Annotated in this window: 21 protein-coding genes; 2 read left to right on the forward strand and 19 right to left on the reverse strand. The window is 36.7% G+C overall.

What is annotated here, in order from left to right:
- Window position 1: 1 nt before the first annotated feature.
- The 5 genes from DW721_RS09390 to DW721_RS09410 are packed head-to-tail and all read right to left on the reverse strand — an operon-like array spanning window position 2 to window position 5,658.
- On the reverse strand, window positions 2–1,456 hold the full coding sequence (locus DW721_RS09390; RefSeq protein ID WP_118745589.1) for a glycoside hydrolase family 32 protein: 1,455 nt from the start codon (window positions 1,454–1,456) through the stop codon (window positions 2–4).
- Between the two features lie 57 nt (window positions 1,457–1,513).
- A complete protein-coding gene (gene ugpC / locus DW721_RS09395; RefSeq protein ID WP_022013671.1) occupies window positions 1,514–2,608 on the reverse strand; it encodes a sn-glycerol-3-phosphate ABC transporter ATP-binding protein UgpC in 1,095 nt (364 codons plus the stop codon).
- A gap of 2 nt (window positions 2,609–2,610) precedes the next feature.
- Window positions 2,611–3,462: a carbohydrate ABC transporter permease gene (locus DW721_RS09400; RefSeq protein ID WP_022013672.1), complete on the reverse strand. Its 852-nt coding sequence runs from the start codon at window positions 3,460–3,462 to the stop codon at window positions 2,611–2,613.
- A complete protein-coding gene (locus tag DW721_RS09405; protein WP_022013673.1) occupies window positions 3,434–4,336 on the reverse strand; it encodes a sugar ABC transporter permease in 903 nt (300 codons plus the stop codon). The genes DW721_RS09400 and DW721_RS09405 overlap by 29 nt, the downstream gene beginning before the upstream one ends.
- Window positions 4,336–5,658, reverse strand: a complete 1,323-nt coding sequence (locus DW721_RS09410) for a sugar ABC transporter substrate-binding protein (RefSeq protein WP_055945011.1) — start codon at window positions 5,656–5,658, stop codon at window positions 4,336–4,338. The genes DW721_RS09405 and DW721_RS09410 overlap by 1 nt, the downstream gene beginning before the upstream one ends.
- Window positions 5,659–5,902: 244 nt before the next feature.
- Between DW721_RS09410 and DW721_RS09415 the strand changes: the two genes are divergently transcribed.
- Window positions 5,903–6,937: a substrate-binding domain-containing protein gene (locus DW721_RS09415; RefSeq protein WP_118745590.1), complete on the forward strand. Its 1,035-nt coding sequence runs from the start codon at window positions 5,903–5,905 to the stop codon at window positions 6,935–6,937.
- Between the two features lie 3 nt (window positions 6,938–6,940).
- Here the strand turns inward: DW721_RS09415 and DW721_RS09420 are convergent, their stop codons facing one another.
- Entirely contained in the window at window positions 6,941–8,170 is a 1,230-nt protein-coding gene (locus DW721_RS09420; RefSeq protein ID WP_118745591.1) for a chloride channel protein, read from the reverse strand.
- Between the two features lie 291 nt (window positions 8,171–8,461).
- Complete coding sequence (locus DW721_RS09425) at window positions 8,462–9,673, reverse strand: iron-containing alcohol dehydrogenase (RefSeq protein WP_022013677.1); 1,212 nt, start codon at window positions 9,671–9,673, stop codon at window positions 8,462–8,464.
- Window positions 9,674–10,319: 646 nt separating this feature from the next.
- Here DW721_RS09425 and DW721_RS09430 point away from each other — a divergent pair.
- Window positions 10,320–10,559, forward strand: a complete 240-nt coding sequence (locus DW721_RS09430; RefSeq protein WP_055232114.1) for a DUF6061 family protein — start codon at window positions 10,320–10,322, stop codon at window positions 10,557–10,559.
- Between the two features lie 121 nt (window positions 10,560–10,680).
- Here DW721_RS09430 and DW721_RS09435 read toward each other — a convergent pair whose 3' ends face one another.
- The 12 genes from DW721_RS09435 to DW721_RS09490 all read right to left on the reverse strand — a co-directional run bounded on the left by DW721_RS09435 (window position 10,681) and on the right by DW721_RS09490 (window position 20,945).
- The gene (locus DW721_RS09435) at window positions 10,681–10,944 is read right to left on the reverse strand and encodes an HTH domain-containing protein (RefSeq protein WP_118140411.1); all 264 of its coding nucleotides are present in this window, start codon (window positions 10,942–10,944) and stop codon (window positions 10,681–10,683) included.
- A 31-nt stretch (window positions 10,945–10,975) separates the two neighbouring features.
- Entirely contained in the window at window positions 10,976–11,725 is a 750-nt protein-coding gene (locus tag DW721_RS09440; protein WP_118535702.1) for a hypothetical protein, read from the reverse strand.
- A gap of 40 nt (window positions 11,726–11,765) precedes the next feature.
- Window positions 11,766–12,713 carry a hypothetical protein gene (locus tag DW721_RS09445; protein ID WP_118535704.1) on the reverse strand — a complete coding sequence of 316 codons (948 nt, stop codon included), beginning with the start codon at window positions 12,711–12,713 and terminating at the stop codon, window positions 11,766–11,768.
- Window positions 12,714–12,740: 27 nt separating this feature from the next.
- On the reverse strand, window positions 12,741–13,640 hold the full coding sequence (locus tag DW721_RS09450; RefSeq protein WP_021739841.1) for a hypothetical protein: 900 nt from the start codon (window positions 13,638–13,640) through the stop codon (window positions 12,741–12,743).
- A 29-nt stretch (window positions 13,641–13,669) separates the two neighbouring features.
- The gene (gene fliD / locus DW721_RS16380) at window positions 13,670–14,425 is read right to left on the reverse strand and encodes a flagellar filament capping protein FliD (protein ID WP_243035980.1); all 756 of its coding nucleotides are present in this window, start codon (window positions 14,423–14,425) and stop codon (window positions 13,670–13,672) included.
- 21 nt (window positions 14,426–14,446) lie between these two features.
- Window positions 14,447–15,226: a FlxA-like family protein gene (locus DW721_RS09460; protein ID WP_117465676.1), complete on the reverse strand. Its 780-nt coding sequence runs from the start codon at window positions 15,224–15,226 to the stop codon at window positions 14,447–14,449.
- A 279-nt stretch (window positions 15,227–15,505) separates the two neighbouring features.
- Window positions 15,506–16,876, reverse strand: coding sequence for a GHKL domain-containing protein (locus DW721_RS09465; RefSeq protein WP_118745592.1), 1,371 nt, complete (start codon window positions 16,874–16,876; stop codon window positions 15,506–15,508).
- Window positions 16,873–17,586 (reverse strand): LytTR family DNA-binding domain-containing protein, encoded by a 714-nt coding sequence (locus tag DW721_RS09470; RefSeq protein ID WP_118142328.1) that lies wholly within the window; start codon window positions 17,584–17,586, stop codon window positions 16,873–16,875. The genes DW721_RS09465 and DW721_RS09470 overlap by 4 nt, the downstream gene beginning before the upstream one ends.
- A 354-nt stretch (window positions 17,587–17,940) precedes the next feature.
- Entirely contained in the window at window positions 17,941–18,651 is a 711-nt protein-coding gene (locus DW721_RS09475; protein WP_015520980.1) for a DUF6040 family protein, read from the reverse strand.
- On the reverse strand, window positions 18,629–20,350 hold the full coding sequence (locus DW721_RS09480; protein WP_055195989.1) for a MobA/MobL family protein: 1,722 nt from the start codon (window positions 20,348–20,350) through the stop codon (window positions 18,629–18,631). Before DW721_RS09480 ends, DW721_RS09475 begins: the two co-directional genes overlap by 23 nt.
- Entirely contained in the window at window positions 20,326–20,631 is a 306-nt protein-coding gene (locus DW721_RS09485) for a hypothetical protein (protein WP_118333199.1), read from the reverse strand. The genes DW721_RS09480 and DW721_RS09485 overlap by 25 nt, the downstream gene beginning before the upstream one ends.
- On the reverse strand, window positions 20,631–20,945 hold the full coding sequence (locus tag DW721_RS09490; RefSeq protein ID WP_041254741.1) for a hypothetical protein: 315 nt from the start codon (window positions 20,943–20,945) through the stop codon (window positions 20,631–20,633). The genes DW721_RS09485 and DW721_RS09490 overlap by 1 nt, the downstream gene beginning before the upstream one ends.
- Between the last annotated feature and the right edge of the window lie 103 nt (window positions 20,946–21,048).

Here is a 21,048-nt window from a genome sequence, read left to right on the forward strand (position 1 = left end):
CCTATCTTACAGATATACCATGCTTTTCAATATTTATAACTGCAGTGTTATTACATTCAAAACTTATCTCATCAGCCTCAACAGGTGTATAATAAGTCATACTTAACACTTGCGAACCATCATTTACAAATATTTCTACTGAATATTTATCCAAAATAACTCGAAGCTTTAAACTTTGCTTTGGATATCTCACTTTTACTTTTCTTGTACCTATTGTATCACGATTCATTCCGGAATAAAGTCTGTTTATTTCAATTTCATTTTTACTCTTATCATAAATTATACTCGAACTAAATTTATCATTCTTTGCAAAATTTATTTTAAATTCATCATAATCACCATCTTTAATTTCAACTGTCATATCAAGGACACGCCCGTTTATCTTTGGAAAACTGCACTCTCCCTCTACTGTTTGCTCCACATAGTTAATAGAATCCGTATAATATTTTTTTATCTCTCTTACAGGATTTTGTATAATTCTTCCATCTATCAGCTTTATCTCCCTTGGAACAGTCATCATACATGACCATTTTTGTTTAAAAGGTCTTATATTTGAATCCCAAGACTGCATCCAGCCTATCATTACTCTTCTTCCATCAGGCATGAGCGTAGTCTGCGGTGCATAAAAATCAATGCCATCATCTAATGCATAAACTTTATTATAATCAAATTTATGCATATCTCTATCATAATTTCCAATAAAATATACTGAATTATTTCCATTATGAAATTCATCATCAGCACACATATCCTGAGGAGATGCTATCAATATATATTGTCCATTTATCTCAAAGAAATCAGGACACTCCCACATTGTTCCATATTTTCCGGTAACATCCTCTGCCAATACAGAAACATATCTCCAGTCATACATATCTTTCGAGTGGAACAAAACAACCTGAGGTTTACCATCATTTGTTTTATTTCCAGCAACAAGATAATATCCATCATCCTCTTTCCAAACTTTAGGATCCCTAAAATGTTCACGACTAAAATTCTGTGGCATGATTTCTCCATTTATAACCGGGTTATTTTCTATTTTTTTATAACTTTTTCCATCCCCTAAAGCAACGCATTGATTTTGATATTCATTTTTTTTACCGTCATTTTCTTCATGAGTTACACCTGTATATACCAGCATATGACCTTCATCTGTTTCTATAGCAGAACCCGAAAAGCATCCGTCCATATCATATTTCATATCAGGAGCCAATGCAACCGGATAATATTCCCACTTTATTAAATCACTACTGACACAATGTCCCCAATGCATAGGTCCCCATTCTTTACTATACGGATGAAACTGATAGAACAAATGTACCATGCCCTCATAATACGAAAAACCATTTGGATCATTTATCCATCCAACCTGTGGGGCCACATGAAATTCCGGCAATTCTTTATAATCTACCTTATTTTTTTCTATATAATCATTTGCTTTTTTTAACTTATCCATAAAAACCTCATTTCTACTATTGTCAAGCAGATATTCTCAATCTGCTTTGCTGCTTTCTCATAATGTTATTGCATCTTCCGTCACCTTGTCAAAGAAATGCATTCTATGTGGTACAAAAACAAATTCTATTTCCTCACCAACATCAGACACCTCATATTTTGAAACTCTTGCTACAGATGATGAACCTCCAAATTCAAAATAAAGATTATTTTCATTTCCCATAATTTCAGTATTGTCAATAACTGCTCTCTGTTTATTTTCTTTAAATATGTCCAGATTTTGAGGATCAAACTTTATATCCTCACCGCGTATTCCAAGAATCACTTCCTTATAATTCCTTAATTTGTCAGCCATTTCATCATTTAATACCATACTGTTTCCATCTGTAAAAGAAATCTTATTTCCATCAACTTTAACATTGTAGAAGTTCATCTGTGGGGAACCAATAAAACCTGCAACAAATTTATTAACCGGATATTCGTACAGTTCCATTGGCTTTCCTATCTGCTGAACAATACCATCCTTCATAATAACAATTCTGTCTGCCATAGTCATAGCTTCCACTTGATCATGCGTTACATAAATCGTCGTGCTGCCAAGATTGCGGTGTAATTTGCTAATCTCATTTCTCATGCTTACACGAAGTTTTGCATCAAGATTTGAGAGCGGCTCATCCATAAGAAATACTTTCTGGTCTTTTACGATTGCACGTCCTAAAGCAACTCTCTGTCTTTGACCACCTGAAAGATTTTTAGGTTTACGGTAGCGATATTCAGAAAGCCCTAAAATCTCTATAGCCCAATCTACTTTCCGCTTTATCTCATCTGCCGGAACTTTCATATTTTTAAGTCCATAACTTATGTTTTTTTCGACTGTCATATGCGGATACAGTGCATAGTTCTGAAACACCATAGAAATTCCTCTGTCTCTAGGAGCTACTTCATTCATCTTTTTTCCATCAATATAAAGTTCTCCACTTGTAATATCCTCGAATCCTGCAATCATACGCAATGTAGTCGATTTTCCACATCCTGATGGACCTACAAATGCTATAAATTCCTTTTCATCTATTTTAAGATTAAAATCTGTCACTGCCTTTTTATTTGTATTTGCATACTGTTTACAAACATTCTTTAACTCAATAAAACTCATAATCAGCCCTCCTTAGACCCTGTAGATACAACGCCTTCAACAATCTGTTTTGAAAATAATGAATAAATTATAATAACCGGTATAGTTATCATAGTAATAACCGCTAGTGTCTGTCCCATAGTCGTATTGTCATTTGATGTTATTGCATTTAATCCAATCTGTGCTGTAAGCAGATCACTTGATGTAAATACAAGCGATGGCCACAGATAATCATTCCATACATTTAAAAATGTAAATACGCTGACAGTTGCAACAACACTTTTTGACATCGGTAATACCATAGTAAAAAAATATTTTACCGGACTGCAAAAATCTAACTGTGCAGCTTCATAAACATCATCCGGCAGGCTTATAAATACCTGTCTGAACAAAAATATATTAAAAGGATTAACTATCATAGGGAGCACATATCCTATTACCGTATTCAACAATCCAAGTTTTGCTATAAAAAGAAAATGTATTGTAATTATCGTCTCCATTGGAACTATCATCAATAGCATTATAATTAGAAGCCATCTCTCTTTAAACGGAAAATTTATTTTTGCAAGTGCATATCCTGCAAGTCCATTTACAATAATTCCAAGTATTATTAAAATAGCTGCATAAAACAATGTATTTAACATGTAATGTATAAAGCTCGTATTTGTTAATATTGAAACATAATTATCAAAAAAACTTCCATTTAATGCAGGTGGTATAAATGCCGCAATAGAATTCATATCTTTCGTTATTGCAGCATCTGGCTTAAATGAGTTTGCAATCATCCAGATGACAGGAAAAAGAAAGAATAATGACATTACTATCATAATCGCTGCAATAATCCAATTAATTGTTTTTTGTTTTCTTGTTAGCATGTTTTTTCCCCTCCTTATCCCGAGTCAGAATAGTCTGTATAACGGTCAGTATCATAACAAAAAATGCAAATACTATAGCCATTGTAGAAGCAAGACCGATTTCCCAATTAACTGTACCTGTTTCATAAATATCATATACCATTGTATATGTAGAATGTGATGGTCCACCGCCTGTCATAACCATTGGCTGAACTAACATTCTAAATGCTCCTATAGTAATCGTTATAAATACAAAAATACAAAGTGGCTTTAACTCAGGTAATGTTATATCTTTAAATTTTTGCCATCCGCTGGCATGATCCATCTCAGCAGCCTCATAGAGTGCAGGATTTATAGCCTGTAATCCGCCTAAGAATATTATCATCTGATATCCGACTCCCTGCCATGCACTCATAACAGCTATAGACGGCAGTGCCTGTGACGCACTGTTAATAAACGGCTGTGCATTTATTCCAATATGGGCGAGAAGTGAATTTAAGATTCCTTCCGGACTGTAAATCTGAACCCATAAAGTAGATACTACTGCAAGAGACATTACAACAGGTATGAAAAATGCAACTTTAAAATATGTTTTGCAATGAGTCACTTTATTTATAAGCAACGCAAGTCCTAATGCACCTAATCCTTGCAATGGAACTATTATAACAACAAATTTTACCGTATTTCCAAAAGCTTGTCTGAAATCATCGTCCTTAAACACCTGAAAATAATTTTCAAGACCAACAAAATGTGTCAGACCAGGATTTAATGCAAAAAAGTCTGTAAAACTAAACACAAGTGTCAGTATCATCGGTATAAAAAGAAATATTGTAAGAAGTACCAATGCCGGACCAAAAAATGCCATTCCTAATATTGATTCTGATTTTTTCTTCATTATTTATATGTATAACGCTTCAGCTTTGCGTTAATCCTTTCTACTGATTTATCCAGCTGTGTCTTTGGATCTTCTCCAGTCAGAACACAATTTTCAAGTACCTGCTGAAATGATGTACTTACCTGTGGATATGCAGGTGTCTTTGGTCTTGGATGACCATACTTGCTCAACTGATAATACAGTTCCTTATAATTTTCATCTTTCTTAAAAACATCAATTGATTCGTATGCTTTATAGGTTGATGGAAATGATTTTGATTTTTCCCACAATCTTTTTCCGCTTTCAACTCCACTCATCCATTTTACAAGCTCCGTAGCCCCCTCAATATTTTTAGTTTTTGAAGATGCCGCAAATGCCCATGAGCCTGTAGGTGTATATCTCTCGCCGTTCCAGTTGTCACCTGTTATATATGGTACAACACCAATATTTATATCTTTATAGCTTGTGTAAACAGTGTTTACCTCCCATGCACCATCAAACTTGAATGCGGCTCTTCCACTTTCAAATAAGTGGTCGATTGGAACTTTTGACATATATCCATTTGACAATAGTCTGCAAAAATAATTTATAGTTGACACATTCTCTTTTGAATTAAAAACCCCATCTGCCTTTAACCCGGTATTGTCAATCAAATTCCCTCCGTTTGACCAGAAAAACGGTGCATAGTAATAGATTGTTGCCTCTCCAACCGGAAATGTCATATCAAGTGCATAACCCTTTTTCTTGTCTGTAACTTTTTTGACTTTTTCAAGTACTTTCAAAAACTCTGAAAATGTCCACGGATGGTCGGCATCCGGCACATCTATGCCAGCTTCTTTAAGAATATCCTTATTGTAATAAAGCCCAACACTTGACTCCATTGCTCCAAGAGCATATAACTTATCGTTATATGTACCCTGTTCAATAATAGATTCAAGATACTCTGACTTTTCTTTCTCTGAAATCTCCGCTAATGGCTGTATAATCCCATTCTCTGCATATGCTGCAATATTCGGGCCATCTACGGTAAGAACATCTGGAAGATCCCCCGACATAACTGATGCATTTATTTTGTCAGAATATCCTCCACCACTGTCATTTCTCGGAATAAATTCAATGTCAGCAAAATATTTTCCATCATATGCTTTATTGAATGACTCTACTGCTTCCCTGTAGCATTTTCCTTCGTCAGTGTCTTCAATGGAATGCACCCATATTGACAAATATTTTTCCCCTTCGTCATATCCAGAAATGCTCCCCGCTTCATGTGTGCTCTTTTGGCAGCCAACCGTAGTTAATACTATACAACAGGCTGTCAATAAGGCAAGTATGTGCTTTCTCATAGCAACTTCTCCTTTCCCAATGTTTTTTTAATATATTGATTTCGTTTGCATAACCGGTTAAGTAACCGGTTACTTTATGTCACATATATTACTCTTATAATCTTTACTTGTCAAGTAGTTTTCAGCAAAAAAATAACCGGTTACTTAACCAGTTATTTTTTTGTTGTCTTTTATCTGGATAATTGCTATACTTAACTAATGTGATTTATAACATTACCAGTTTTCAACAAGAGAGGTTAGTAATATGGCATCTGAGAAAAAAAAAGTAACATTTAATGATATAGCAAAATATACAAATTTTTCAAAAACTACTATTTCACGCTATTTTAATAATCCTGATTCTTTGACATTAAAAAATCAGGAAATAATTGCAAAAGCACTGGTAGATTTAAATTATCAGGAAAACAAGCTTGCAAAAGTATTGGCAAATGGAAAAAGTGAATTTGTAGGAATACTACTTCCAAATCTTTACTTACATTATTATTCAGAAATGCTAAACCAGTTATTGGCAACATATGAAAAGTTTGGATATAAATTTATTGTTTTTGCCGGCACCGGAGCCGAAGAAACAGAGCGAAAATATCTTCAGGAACTTCTTTCATATAAAATTGAGGGGCTTATTGTTCTCAGCCATACTATTTCTTCCAAAGAACTGTCATCTTACAATATTCCTGTGGTAACTATTGAACGCGAGGATAAATATGTAAATAGTATCAATACCGACAATTATATGGGTGCAGTTCAGGCAACCAGTCTGCTGATAAAAAATAATTGTGACATTTTAATTCATATAAATTCACATGTCAAACAGGAAATTCCGGCATATAACAGAATCAAAGGTTTCACAGACATCTGTAAAGAGCATAATATGAAATATAGACTTTTCCTTGAAGATCTTGGAAATACATATGACGAAACACAAAATCATATTAAAAAGATTTTTGATACTATACAAAAATCATACCCAGGTACACGAAAAGGTATATTTGTGGCAAATGACACCCACGCAAATATATTAATAAATATATTAATGCGTGAATATGGCAAATTTCCCGATGAATATAAGGTTGTAGGTTTTGATAATTCTCCAATCGCTTCAGAAGCTATTATTCCCATAAGTACGGTAGGACAGCAGATAGATAAGATTGCATATGAAGCCATGAGTCTGCTTGTAAGCCAGATGAATGAATTAAAGAAAAGAAATCCACAGCCACAAACAGAGATAATTCATAAAAAAGTAACGCCTGTCTTAATCAGGAGGGAAACAACATCCATATAAATATTATAACTGGCAACTGTTGGAACTTCCCTGTGCTCCATAAATACACCTGTCTCCATTTACGATATATGCTATACTGCACACCAGCACAAACGCAAGTGCATTTTTTGCCCCAAACACTTCAATTCCTATCAGAAACGGTGCTATAACGGTATTTGTTGCACTTCCAAAGACGGCTGCATATCCAAGTGCCCCACACAATACAGGTGAAATTCCAAATAAATTTCCCAGACAGAAGCCGAGCGAGGCCCCGATTGAAAACAGAGGTGTAACCTCGCCGCCCTGAAATCCGATTGATAATGTAATAACTGTCAAAAGCAGTTTTATAATCCAGTCAAAGCTAAAAATTTCTCCTCCTGTAAATGTCTGTGATATAAGATTTGTTCCAAGGCCACAGTAACGACCATTCCAAAATGCAAAAAGAATTATTGCAAGCGGTATTGATACAAATCCAATTCTTTTATATGGATTTGCAAGTTTCTCCCCCATAAACGCTTTAGCTCTTTTTAGCAGCACTGAAAACACACGCCCCGTAAGTCCGAATGCCACACCTAGAATAACCATATAAAACATAGTCTTAGATTCTGACAGGTTAAAGCTCTGCTTAAGCGGTACTTCAAATTTTTCAAGTCCAAGTGTATTTGAAACTGTCGAAGCCGTAACTGCCGCTACCAATGACGGCAAAAATGCCTGATATAACATTTTTCCGGTAACGACAACCTCCATCGCAAAAAACACAGCCGCAAACGGTGTCTGGAACAATCCGCCAAAACCTGCCGCCATTCCTGCTATGAGCAAAATTGTTCTATTATCAGCAAACTTAAATCTGCGTGCAAACCAATGAGACAATGTTGCTCCAATCTGAACTGCAACTCCCTCCCTGCCTGCACTTCCCCCAAAAAGATGAGTAATCCATGTTCCAACCATAACCAGTGGAACAAGTGCGAGCGGTATATCCGCCCTCTTTCCTTGGGCAGTTTCAAGAACAAGCGTCATTCCCTTTAAACTCATCTCATTAAAACGATGATACATCCAACAGATAAACAGACCTGCAATCGGCAGAAACCAAATAAGAATTTGAATATACCTTCCCCGGAAATCAGTAATTGCAATAAGGACACACCCAAATAAAGCATCAATGCCTCCTACAATAAGTCCTATCATAAGTGCTGATAAAATATAATATAAATTTTCTTTTGTTTTTTTTATTTTCTTTTGAATTAATCTTTTCATTCTTTTCCCCTTTTTAATTTCTGCCAAATAGCCTTAGCTCTCTGTTCATCCTGACGCATAAGGATCATCAGCAGAAAAAATGATGATTTTTTCAATAAGATAACTATAAAATATAGATTATTGCTAAGTCAATACTTTACGATAAATATTCCTGCTTATCTTTATTATAATAAAAAACACCTTCTAAACAGATATATGTGAAATTTCCATACTCTGCTCAGAAGGTATTTTTGTAACTATAAAATATTTTATCCGACAATTTTTTTAATTTTGTCGATTTTCGATACTTTTTTAGAAATCAACTTCTGTATCGTAATAACAGCATTTAAGAAGTTTCTCCATTTCCTCCTGTGATGGCTGACGAGGATTTGAACCCGTGCAGGCATCAAGAATAGCATTTGCTGCTATATCGTGAAGTTTTTCAAGGAATTCATCCTCAGGCACGATTCCTTCATCTGCCGGAAGTCCGCCCTCACCATAGTTTTTAATGCAATGAGGAATATTAAGGTCATCGTTCATCTGGCGAAGGTATTTGATAAGTAAATCTACCTTTTCATCATCACTATTTCCACCTAATCCCATATAATCAGCTATCTCACCATAGCGTTTCTTTGCCGTCTCGTCCTTGCTGTTATATTTGATAACCTTTGGAAGATACATTGCATTTGCCGCACCATGAATGATATGTCCGTTCTTGAAAGCTGCACCTGTCTTATGTGCCATAGAATGTACGATTCCAAGGAGTGCATTTGAGAATGACATACCAGCAAGACACTGTGCATCATGCATCTGATCTCTGCTCTCCATATCCTCATTATATGATTTTACAAGATGCTTCTGTATCATCTTGATAGCCCATATAGCAAGCGGGTCAGTATAATTGCAATTTGCTGTTGATACATATGCCTCGATAGCATGAGTCATGGCATCCATACCTGTATGTGCAACAAGTTTAACCGGCATTGTCTCCGCAAGTTCAGGATCTACAATGGCAACATCAGGTGTAATCTCAAAGTCCGCAATCGGATATTTGATACCTTTCTCATAATCCGTGATAATAGAAAATGCCGTAACCTCAGTAGCAGTACCCGATGTAGAAGAAATCGCACAGAAATGTGCTTTCTGTCTGAGTTTTGGAAGTCCGAATACCTTACACATATCCTCAAATGTCACATCCGGATATTCATACTTAATCCACATAGCCTTTGCCGCATCAATAGGAGAACCGCCACCCATAGCAACAATCCAGTCAGGTTTAAACTTCTGCATAACTTCCGCTCCACGCATAACAGTTTCTACTGACGGATCAGGCTCAATGCCCTCAAAAAGTTCTACTTCCATACCTGCTTCTTTAAGATAACCTATCGCTCTGTCAAGAAATCCGTTTCTTTTCATAGAACCACCGCCGACACAGACAATAGCTCTCTTTCCGTCAAAGTCCTTCAAAGCCTCCAAAGAACCCTTTCCATGATATAAATCTCTTGGTAATGTAAATCTTGCCATTATCTAAAACCCTCCTTACCGACTGCCGATATTGTAGGAAATAAGCAGCCTAAAAATATTTATCGCTGCCATGCATAACTAACTGTATGCAAGACAATCGTTTATTACCCTAATTAATATCTGTTGCAAAAATATAATCAGTTTTGTATTTTGGGCAACTTCAATTTTGCTAAAGTTTTTCTCCAAACTCCTTTTCTATCTTAACACTGATAAAATTTATCGTCAATCTTTTTTGGTGATTTTATATATTTTTAATCTTTATCACTAAAATCCATTGTATAATTTTTACAAATAAATGCATTTTTATGGAAATTTCTATCTTATTTCTGATATTATGATAGATAAGGCAAATCGGAATTGAGATTTCACCTGTTTTAAGAGATTTAATAACTGTTATATTTTGTTATTAAATTCTCCACAAGCCCTTGAAAACACTGGATTTATCGCAGGTGAGCTTTTCCTTATTGTTTCCCTTGTGTTATATCGTCCCATCAGTGTTTACGAACTCTGATAAGGGCAAATACAAGGGCAAGAAAAATCTATAAAACAGTATAACACAAAATAAAAGTGACATGGTGAACTGATTGAAATGCTTCTGATTTTTGTAACTGATAATTGATTGAATGATAAGGAGAGATAAGATACGATGAGAACAATATTTGCAGAATACAATCCACAGCGCAATAGTATTGATGTTTACACCTCTGCTGGCTATATGCTCCGCATTGATTGCTGGGAAGCTGAAAAGAATTTAAAAACTACACCCGGATCAGACTGTGCATTAAACGCACTTGCTATTGATGAACCACTTGAATATGTACGATTATATTTGGACGGGAATATGCAGATGTGGGTAGATGCAGAAGATTCATTAGAACTATGGTGATTTTTCGACGGTGTGAAATTTTTTCTGTAAATTCAGATCTTCTATGATAATTGATGCGGCTTAACAGCAGTTTTCTGTTGTTAAGCCGTTGTTTATTTAATAGCAAAAATAAGCCGGTATGTCAAGAGCACCCAGAAAATCTGAACGTACATTTACTCTTGATCATCCGGCTTATTTTCAACAGCACTAAGATTACCTTTTTTAATATTGTTTGGGATACTCCCTCCATAACCGTCACATCAATTTTATACTTTACTTCGATTTCAACTTTTTCTGGTGGATTGACTAAAAGCCTGTCAATATCATTTTCCTCAACACCAGCCATTTTTGCTATCGTTAGCTTGGATATGCCATGATAGGAAACAAGCACTTCCAACCAATGCACCGATTTGATATTTTCCTTTTACCGAACCCTCTTATGCCTTAATATCAAAACTTGATCTATCAGGTGCAGAAATACTCACAGATTCTGCTACAAGGCTCTGTGTCATACTTTTTACATCATTACCAGTTACGGATAAGGTATAATCACCCGTTTCTTTTCTTTCTGCCGATTTTTCTGCACGTTTCTTTGCAGCTTTTTCTTCCTCTGCTTTTTTAGCAGCTCTTTTCTCTTTTACTTTTTCCTCTTTTTCTCTGTTCTCTTTTGCTTTTCGTTCAGCATTCTCTTTCGCTATTTTCCCATCTGGATCATTTGTACAAGATGCTGTCTCTATAATATTTCCGTTTGCATCAATCATATAACTCTGATTTGTCACAGTGCCCAAACATCCATTAATCGTATCTTTTGTACAATCCGGAATGGCTGCTAAGTTTTCCTCCAAATACTTTGCTTTTTCCGGATCATTCATGCACTTTTGTAAAAATGCACTTGAAACAGATACCGTTGTCGGAATACCCTGCATTGAAGTCAGCCCTATATTCATATAATGGTATTTTCCTTGCAAGTATTTTGAATAATCATTTACATTACTATACCCTGTCTTAATCTGCTCTGTTTTTGTCACACCGGGACGTGATGTTTTTAATTCAACTGTACTTGTTGTCACGTTGCCATCTTTTGTATTTGTACTATCCTTTTCACTATCTGTTTTTTTTACAGTATTCTTATAATTTGAAGCATAATACGATGTGTAACTGCTGTTATTGATACCTGTAATTGCCATAATCCTACCTCCCTGTTATTGAAACTTAAAATAATTTCTATTATATTGAACGACTTGGATATTTAATTTCCGTTGATGTAAATTCATCTTCCGCCGAAACATTGATATGCCCACTGCTGTCAATAGCATACTCTTTACCATAAACGGAAAACGTATCTCCTTCTTTATATCCGATTTCTATCCAGTTTATATCATTTAACTGTTTTATCTTTGCGTCAACATTTATGGTCTTTCCTGATTCCTGCAATAAATAAGTGTGTTTTCCTGCTCCCGCATCTATAGAAAAGAATCCCGGAGAAATCCCGACTTTCTCACAGACGGACAATACCTCCTCATTGCTGTAGAGATACCCACACACACTCTTTCCCTGTGCCAGATCAGACAGGATATTGCCTGCCTTACACATTTCCCACTTATAATTTGTTCCTTTTTGATTTGTATTCTCTGCAAGCAACGATTCCGAGGCTGCCCAGCCTATTCTTCCATTATTGACCGTCCATGTATATTTACCGCCACTTGATGTTGTCCATGCATAATAACTTTTATTACTTAGTACCAGAGAATTATTCGCAGCACAAATGCCTGACATGGTGCTTGTATTCATTTTCGGTACTGCATAATTAGGTACTACCTGTCTGCTCCCATTAAGGTCAAAGGAAATAACCCCGTACTCCTTAAAATCAGAATTATATCCACAGGAAACATTCTCCCCAAAATTGATTGCATCCAAAATAGCACTTGAATTATTATAGTTTGCAAAATAATAAGCTAATTCACTGTTAGAAATATTCGCATTTTTATCTATCAGTGCAGCTATGGATTGCTTTGAAAAGCCTCGTGCAGCATCAGAAATACTTAAACTGTCCTGTTTTTTATTATTTCCTGCTCCAAGCAACATCTGTATTGCTTTTTGGTGTATTCCTGCCTCTGCCTGCTTTGAATATGTCAACAGCTGGTTTACTGTGTTTACATCTGTTACTGTCTTCATAATTATTCTCCAAACCCTTTTTCAACATTAAACGCCAAACATATGCTGCAATTTGTCCAGCATATTATTTACTCTGCCTTCAACAGCTTCTGGCTGATTCCTTAATTCATACCTGCTTCCATAGTAATCATTTAAACGGTCTTTCATCTCATTACAAAATAATTTTTGATCTGTTTTACCATTTAAAAACTGATTGCAGATACCACTTATCTCTTTCTTCTCATTTGTATAAAAAGCTGTCTCATCTGAGATTATTTCTGACTTGTACTTATAAGATTCTGTTTTGCTTCCAATTCCAACAACCATGTAATCTGGTGTCATTCTCTCCATGATGGAATTACGTGCTGAATCATTAAAATGAACATATTCGTCAATCATGTCTGAAAAACCAGCTTGAAATTGCTCTGGAACATACATTTCATTTACTTTCCTTAGCCCCACTTCACTTGCACTTAACAAAAATACAGATTCATAAGAAGTTCCTCTATATCCCTCCTGAGCATTCAAAGAATCTACATCTGCTGTCATTGCATTAATCTTCTCTTTTAAATCTTTCATTTCATCTTCTGTCAAATATTCAGAAGCATTTTCGTCCAGCCATTTTTCAAAAACCTCTGACTGATTTTCCGAACAGCCTTCAAACGCACTTTGTTCTCCAGAAATGGAAGCTGCTTTCAAATCTAATTTGAATAAATTTTCACATTTATATTCTGCTGGTATCTCTCTTATCTCTCCCATAATAGATGAAAAATGCATTGTATGAAAATCCGATACCTTATTACGAGCAGTCTCAACTAACTTTCTTGCTGAATCACTGATTTTCACATCATCCTCCGAAATAATATTCTGAGGAACAGTTGTTTTCTTCTCAACCTTATTTTTTATCATCTCTGGATTATTAATATACCTATTTCCTTGAACTTTCATAGCAACCTCCTTAAGTTAGTCCACACTTTCTATACTTCTTTATCTATCTTGCTCGATGTCAAAGAAGAATCCGTCTTAGAGTACGTACCATTATTTGTATAGGTTGCACTCGCCCAGTTTGCAGCATTCGATATACCAGTTGCTTTCTGCGATATTTTGCTTACAAAAGAATTATATCCTGTAAAGACCGTTTTCAGCGAACTGATATCTGCCTGCTTTAAAGCATCCTCATCTAATTCCAACTTGTTTCCTTTTCCTATGGTAATACCTATTTTGGCAAGCATATTACTGTTTTTGTCTGTCATTCCAGTCATCCATGAAGCATTTCGCAATACATCCTTTGTATTAGATTCTCCGGCTTCCTTAACTACATCATTATAATCTTCAACAAAAGATTTTACTGCCTTGGTGATTTTATCCCAGTCATAATCCTCTACCTCAATCTCTTCCCCCGTTTTTTCATCTTTCTTTTTTATTTTCTTTTTTTCCCAAAGAGAAGAGTCATTCAAAGCATCTGCTGATTTTTTCAGAGAATCTGCACTTGTTTTCATCAAGGTAAGTTTTTGTGAAGTATCACCTTTTCCCGATAATTTTTCAGCATCCTGTTTTGCATAATATGCTTTCATAAGTTTTCCATAGCTTCCATTTTTGATTGCAGCATAATCAGAAAGCATATTTGTATTGCCTACTGATGAACTATCTGACGTTCCACTAAACAACGCTGAAAAATCTACATTGCTGTTATATTTACTTGTATAATCACTAAAACTTTTGATTTCTGACATAACACCAGCCTCCTTTCCGAACTATAAACGTATATCGATCGGTGTATATACTACCGACTGTCCACTTTCTGATGCTGGATTTTTTATTGTTTCTGCTGTTTCTGTTTTAACATCTGCATTCTCTGATGCATCTGTTGCCGTATCTGCATTTTCCTGTGTATTCTCTGCTTTCTGCGTTTGATCCTTCTTTGTTTCTGCTGCATCTGTACGGTTGTCTGCCTTTGCTGCTTCTTCCATAGATTTATTTGCATCTGAAAGTGAAGACATCTGTGATGCTGTTGCAGACTGCGCTTTTGCCTGCAAATCTGCCAGTTCTTCTTCTTTCTTTTCGGTATTGCCTTTTCCAGCATCCTGCTTGATTTCAGACTCAAGCACACCGGCTCTTCCTTCCATCTGTGTTGCCATACTACCCTGCACTTTTGCTTGCTTCATAGATGAATCTGCGGAAATCATTGCCCGCATACCTGCCTGTGACAAGCCTGTTCCTTTCTTTGCAGATGTATTTTTTGTACCAGCCACCATATCATCCATAGATGATTTTTTACTCTGCTGTTCCTTTCTCTGTTCAATCTGGTGCTGTCTTAACTGTTGATTGAGATTTGTAATTTCCTGTTGTATCTCCTGACGTTTCTTCATCTTATCCTCTAATGACAGTTCTTCATTTGATGATAAGTCCTGCAATTTCTGCTGTGCATTTGCAATCTGATTCTGAATATTTTTACTCACAGAATCATTCGCCTGTGCCATTCCCATTGCTCCTGTCTGCGTATTCGTTCCGTTAAATCCATTAATTTTCATCATTTCGTTGTCCTCCTTGAGCTAATACTCTGAAATCCGTTTCCTGAAAATCTGTATAACATGATTTCTCTTTATTTTTTCTTTCGGCATATCTTTCTTCACAATAAACTGTGATGTTGTGAACCGCCCTTTTTTTGTTGTGAAGCAGTCTGAAAATGCTTTTCAGACTGTCGCAGTGCTCCTCAAATATTGTTGCAAGCAACATATTTTCATCGCTACCTGCGCAAAAAAAGCACTACATATTTCTGTAATTTACAAAATACATAGTGCCAATTTATTTCTTTATTCTACCTGCATCATAATGCTAAGGATTACTTCCTCATTTCCCTGCTCCAAAGATATATCTCCCATATACATTCTGGCAACCCGGCGAATGTTATTCAGACCCATTCCATGTTCCCTCCCAGATTTGGTTGTTTCTGGCAAATCGCTATCACCAAAATTAAGCTGACCCCCAAAACTGTTTTTTATGGTTATCATAAAGATACTGTTTTTCCGAAAAGAAGAAATGCTGATATACGGATCATCTCCACTTACATTTTCCATGCAGTTATTCAAGGCATTATTCATGATCACACTCAGATCAAATGCATTTAACTTCGTATTCTGCGGATAATGAAAATCCGACAGAAACCGAATCTGCCTTTCTTTTGCTTCTCTCAGCTTTTCCATCAAAATGACATCAATTACCGGACTTCCTGTCTTTATTTCCAGAGATACCTCGTCCCATTCATTTTTCAGATGTTCCAAGTATTCTGCAGCATCATCCATATTATTATGTGCCACCAGATGTTCCAGTGTCTGTATATGATTTCCCATATCATGGCGCATGGAGCGGATATCCCGATACAACTTTTCGACTTCCCCGATATGCTTTTTCATGTCACTGATCTGATTTAATACCAGCTCTTGTCCCCGCTGTTCTTCCTGCATCTCTTTCCAGTTTTGAAACATTACAATCACAACAAAAATAGCAACTATGGAAATCAGATAGTGTAAAAAGCTTAAAGCTCCATAAAATCCATATGTATCAATCAAGTTCTTTCCAGTATCTCTTTCGTATATCATGAGATAATATTGTAAAATGCCATACCCAGTGACGCCTACAAGTGAAGGTATAATAAGCATTACCATCTCTTTGACGCTCATTTCATCTTTTTTGTATATATACGCTTTATTGATCAGTCCTATTGCAACCGCAATAAAAGCAATACAAAGTACAATATCCAAAACTCTGGTTCCAACATATAGTCCGTACTGCAACCACACTTTTTCTGCACTCATATTCCGAAATACAAGTGCTTTTGTAACAAGATCATCAAGTCTGGCTGCCATTGCAACCGTTAACCATCGGATCGAAAAGAACGTAATTGCAAGAAATATTTTCTGATATATATTTCTTCTGTCCTCTATATACATTGCAAGAAACGCTGCTATAACTCCAATCAGATATGCGGAAAAATTATCAATCTGTGGCGGAATCATATATAAAACAAGCATAATCGTAATATAAACAATACTGACTGCCACAGCCCCTTTTTTCTTTTTTATATAGGGACAAACAAATTTTCCAAAATAGATTCCTGTAATCATAAGGAGTGCAATAACAGAAATTTTCGATGTAACCATCCAGCATTTTTCTACCAAACTCATCCGATTTCTTTTCCTTTCCTCTGATTATATTTCAAATATTGTTTTACAAACTCAGAATAATTCTGTTTTGCAATCAATGCAGTTCCATTTTCCATCGTCACACAATTTGCATCATATTTCTGAACATATTTGAAATGTACGAGGTAGGCTCTGTGTGTACGAAAAAAATCTGCTCCCGCAATTTCACTCAGTTCCTGCAATTTTCCATAATATTCAATATTCGTATCCCGTGTATGGATAATGACTTTTCGATTATATACCTCGGCATACACAATATCCTTCAAAAACACTTTCATATGGCTTCCTCCGGACTGCACCATCATGTATTTTTCATCCGATTGATTTTCAGAATATTTTTCAATGCTTCTGACTGCACGTTTCACAACTTCCTCAAATTTTTCATCTGAAAACGGTTTCACCAGATAATGAAATGCTGCAACATCAAATGCCTGAAAAACATACTCCTCCACAGCAGTTACAAATATCAATACCATTCTTTCATTTTTCTGACGCAGAATCCTTGCCGTTTCCATTCCATCCATTCCTGGCATCTGAATATCCAAAAATAGAATATCCGGCTCACAACCACTTGCAATCAATTCATCACCAGATAAATATTTTTCTATTACTGCATCCGGTAATAATTTCTTTATTTTTTCTTCTAATATCAATCCTATAGACTTATCATCATCACAGATTGCAATTTGCATCTTGTCACTTCCTTGCTTACATACAATTATATTTATTATATCGGAAAAGTTCTTTTAATAGCTAGCCACCATGTTGTGAACCGACCTTTTTTTGTTGTGAAATAGAATATCACATATAACGCGTTATTTGCTTCCTGTTAATACGCAAAAACACTGTATCTCAAACTCATTGAAATACCATGCTTCCCCGCATTTTCTATATTGTTCTATTGATATTATTACTTTACTATCCGACACGCCTCTTGGCGTGACTGTATCTATCAAAAAAGAAGCCAGCAGTTTATTCACACACTACTGACTTCCTATACTACTCATTTTATTTACTTCGCTGCGTCTCAGACAAGTTTTCCATCACTAAACATAACCTCTGTTTTCCCGCCATCCTTTTACATACCACCTGATTCCAACATATACCAGTTGCACAAATAATAAGAGAAATAGCAGATTGATCGGCAATACTGTCTTTATCGAATCTCCAAAGTAGATTGTTATTGCCATGCTTATAAGTATCACCATTACAGTAATCATATCCCAACAGTATTTCTTATATAACCCTGCAATCTTCATCCCTATAAACACTACAAGTATTCCCGCACCCACCAGACATCCACTATAAACCAGTATTTTTATCAGCCAGTATATAATTCCAGCAACGACAGGATTGGATATTCCATTACTAATCTGTGCCACGGTCTTTCCTGTCAGTACAACCCAGCCAGCAATGGTCTGTGTGAAAGTTGCGATTGTATCAAAGAATACCACGCAATCAGAAATAAATATTTTTGACCGTATCATCTGAAAAAGAGTAGTTGATATGGAATACCATATCAACAGAAATATCAATGCTTCATACATGACTGTTTTTGCTTTATATCTGCCTGCCAGTTTTTCTCTCTGTGTATCATACCTTTCCTTCGCTTTCAGATAAGCTGTCTGGTTACAATTCCAGCACTTTTGATAGAATACCGGCTTTTCAACCGGTATCTCTACTTTTTTCTGATGGGAGAGTGCATAATCCCGTTCCTGTTCTGCCTGCCTTAGCTTATCTTGACATTCCTCTGTCATGATTTCGGCAGCGTGCGTTTTCTCTTTCTCGCTCTGCAATAATTCTTTTGTTTTCCTCAAGTCGTTCTTTAAGGCTTGAATGTTCCCTGCTTTGTTCTCGCTGTTTAACTTCTCGTTCAAGGTCAGCGATTCGTCGATCTGCATTTTCAATTTCTCGATAGTCCGGTCTTTCTGGTCGAGTTCTTCCTGCATCTGCTCTGTCAGCATTAGCAGTTCTTCCAGTTGATCGTCGCTCTTTGAGTTTTCGTATTCTGTCATCTATATCCCTCGCTTTCTCTATCTGCTGTTCAATGTCAGTAATTCGCTGTTCTGTTTCTGTAATAATCGGTTCTCGCTGTTTAATTTCTGTGCTAATTCCTGCCATTGCTGATTCTCGTCTGTAAGTCGCTGTATCTGGTCTGCCTTTTCTTCCAGAAGCATCAGCAGTTCTTCTGTATCCGGCAAGATTTGAAGCAGCTCTGATAATTCTTTCTCTAATTGCTGCAATCGTTCTTCCTGCTCCTGAAAGCACATCAGCTTCTCGTCCTTTTCCTGTATCTCCTGAAGCATCTCTGCCATGATATTCTGTTGTCCCTCTATCTGTGTAATCATTGCTTCCATCATGGGAATTACTTCTTTGCTTTCTTCTAATGTCATTCAAACACTCCCTCCACATTGACAATGCACCGGATACCTTACCAAAGGTTGCAATTACCTTTTGTAACAGTGCATTTTGTTTTTTAATCATCCGGTTTTCCTCAACCTTCCATGAACCTTTCCTTATCTGTCCGGTGAGATATTTTTCGTCAATCTTTCTTGCATCCGCACCCTCATGAATCATAGGGACTTTTAATTTGCCCTGTCTTTCATAAGAGCGGTGGTCAATCTGATTGTCTATGGATAAATGCCGGTTACACATCCCAGCCCATTCGCTTCGCCATAACTCACAATTCTTTGGATTGTTCCATCCGGTAGCGTCAGTCAGAACCCGTTTCCATTGTTTTCTGTTTCTTGCCCCGACTTTCTGTACTCCGTTTTCATCAAGTACCGGAATGCGGATTCCATGCCGGTCAGGATTTTTCTTATCCTGCCACCAGTCCGGGTGGGATTCATCAACCACGATATTTCCGTCAGTATCTCTGACAAAATCCCAGTCCTTGACTTCTTTGTTGCCCCATGAGTGATCTGGATTGAATGGTCGCATGGTTACAAGTAAATGCACATGTGGGTTCCCATCGTTCTTATCGTGTATGCTCCAATCGGCACACATTCCCTTGTCCACGAAAGTTTTTTGAATATATTCGGTTGTATAATCAATCTGTTCCTGTCTGCTCCATTCTTTCGGCAGGGAAAATTCAAATGAGCGTCCAAGCTGTGCATCTGCATTTTTTTCTATCTTTAAGACCTCATTCCATAGACGCTGTTTCTGAAATGTGATTTTAAACTTTTCCAGTGCGGCATCTTTATCATCCGCTCTTTTATAACGGATAGACTGTTGAAACCTTTTTATATTTTCTTCCGGTACATGCAGCCATTCAGGAGGTGCATTTTCGCACATCATCAGACTGGTGTAGACGACTTCCTTTTTGGAAGTATAGTAACTGATTCTGCCTGTTTCCTCATTCTTCATCACATCTCCATTAAGATATGCCGATGCGGATATGACAGATTTTCCTTTACTGCGCCCGACAATCTTTACTGTAAAGTGAAATATCGCCATGATACGATTCCCCCTTTCTGCCGTATCCGGCATTGATTTCCGACAGCATCTTCTTCTGATTTTGCAGGAGTGAAGCTGTCGGAACGCCCTCTGCGCAAGAGTGCCCCCTGCGGCATGAGCAGGTCTGGCTGAAAGCCCCGCCGACGGAACGAGCCCGGCAAGCGTAAGCGCAGACCGGTTGCCACTTGTGGCAAACTTATAAGGACGACCTCTGGTTGTCCATAAGTGCGCCCTTCATTCAAAGGCAATGAAGGGAATGGAAAACCCACTCCCTCCGCCATTACACTTCCTCCATGTCTGTAACTAATTCTTTCTGCATCGCTTTTGAGAAAAACTTCCCGTTTGTTTCCTGCCTTTTTAAGAATCCTATCAACTTTGGTAAATCTTCCTCCTCAATCGGACAGCCAAGAACCGATTCCACCGCTCCTCCAATCTGACAGAGCCTGTGGGTTCGTTTTTTACTTTCTTCCGCTTTCTTTCTCTTTTCCAGTTCCTTCCGCTGTGCTATGAGCTTTTTTGTAGCTTCAATGCTTTCCTGTTCCTTTTTCTCTAATGCACGTATTCTTTCTTCATAAGTCTTTGTTGATTTCGCCATATCGTCTTCATCCTCTCTTTTTCCGATAAACAACAGTTCCCGGTTGCATATCAGGAGAAGCACATGGTATAATCCTCTTGCGTGTAGGTATATCATGGCTTCG

Origin of the sequence: Clostridium sp. AM27-31LB (assembly GCF_003480745.1) — a bacterium.
In the GTDB taxonomy this organism is placed as follows: domain Bacteria; phylum Bacillota; class Clostridia; order Lachnospirales; family Lachnospiraceae; genus Butyribacter; species Butyribacter intestini.

What these genes read in the sequence shown, in the direction of transcription:
- DW721_RS09475 (WP_015520980.1), bottom strand. Translation starts at nt 18,651, where the DNA reads ATGACAGAGGAATGTCAAGATAAGCTAAGGCAGGCAGAACAGGAACGG.
- DW721_RS09430 (WP_055232114.1), top strand. Translation starts at nt 10,320, where the DNA reads ATGAGAACAATATTTGCAGAATACAATCCACAGCGCAATAGTATTGAT.
- DW721_RS09415 (WP_118745590.1), top strand. Translation starts at nt 5,903, where the DNA reads ATGGCATCTGAGAAAAAAAAAGTAACATTTAATGATATAGCAAAATAT.
- DW721_RS09450 (WP_021739841.1), bottom strand. Translation starts at nt 13,640, where the DNA reads ATGAAAGTTCAAGGAAATAGGTATATTAATAATCCAGAGATGATAAAA.
- DW721_RS09400 (WP_022013672.1), bottom strand. Translation starts at nt 3,462, where the DNA reads ATGCTAACAAGAAAACAAAAAACAATTAATTGGATTATTGCAGCGATT.
- DW721_RS09405 (WP_022013673.1), bottom strand. Translation starts at nt 4,336, where the DNA reads ATGAAGAAAAAATCAGAATCAATATTAGGAATGGCATTTTTTGGTCCG.
- DW721_RS09445 (WP_118535704.1), bottom strand. Translation starts at nt 12,713, where the DNA reads ATGAAGACAGTAACAGATGTAAACACAGTAAACCAGCTGTTGACATAT.
- DW721_RS09470 (WP_118142328.1), bottom strand. Translation starts at nt 17,586, where the DNA reads ATGCAAATTGCAATCTGTGATGATGATAAGTCTATAGGATTGATATTA.
- DW721_RS09485 (WP_118333199.1), bottom strand. Translation starts at nt 20,631, where the DNA reads ATGGCGGAGGGAGTGGGTTTTCCATTCCCTTCATTGCCTTTGAATGAA.
- DW721_RS09440 (WP_118535702.1), bottom strand. Translation starts at nt 11,725, where the DNA reads ATGGCAATTACAGGTATCAATAACAGCAGTTACACATCGTATTATGCT.
- DW721_RS09465 (WP_118745592.1), bottom strand. Translation starts at nt 16,876, where the DNA reads ATGAGTTTGGTAGAAAAATGCTGGATGGTTACATCGAAAATTTCTGTT.
- ugpC (WP_022013671.1), bottom strand. Translation starts at nt 2,608, where the DNA reads ATGAGTTTTATTGAGTTAAAGAATGTTTGTAAACAGTATGCAAATACA.
- DW721_RS09390 (WP_118745589.1), bottom strand. Translation starts at nt 1,456, where the DNA reads ATGGATAAGTTAAAAAAAGCAAATGATTATATAGAAAAAAATAAGGTA.
- DW721_RS09425 (WP_022013677.1), bottom strand. Translation starts at nt 9,673, where the DNA reads ATGGCAAGATTTACATTACCAAGAGATTTATATCATGGAAAGGGTTCT.
- fliD (WP_243035980.1), bottom strand. Translation starts at nt 14,425, where the DNA reads ATGTCAGAAATCAAAAGTTTTAGTGATTATACAAGTAAATATAACAGC.
- DW721_RS09420 (WP_118745591.1), bottom strand. Translation starts at nt 8,170, where the DNA reads ATGAAAAGATTAATTCAAAAGAAAATAAAAAAAACAAAAGAAAATTTA.
- DW721_RS09480 (WP_055195989.1), bottom strand. Translation starts at nt 20,350, where the DNA reads ATGGCGATATTTCACTTTACAGTAAAGATTGTCGGGCGCAGTAAAGGA.
- DW721_RS09460 (WP_117465676.1), bottom strand. Translation starts at nt 15,226, where the DNA reads ATGATGAAAATTAATGGATTTAACGGAACGAATACGCAGACAGGAGCA.
- DW721_RS09490 (WP_041254741.1), bottom strand. Translation starts at nt 20,945, where the DNA reads ATGGCGAAATCAACAAAGACTTATGAAGAAAGAATACGTGCATTAGAG.
- DW721_RS09410 (WP_055945011.1), bottom strand. Translation starts at nt 5,658, where the DNA reads ATGAGAAAGCACATACTTGCCTTATTGACAGCCTGTTGTATAGTATTA.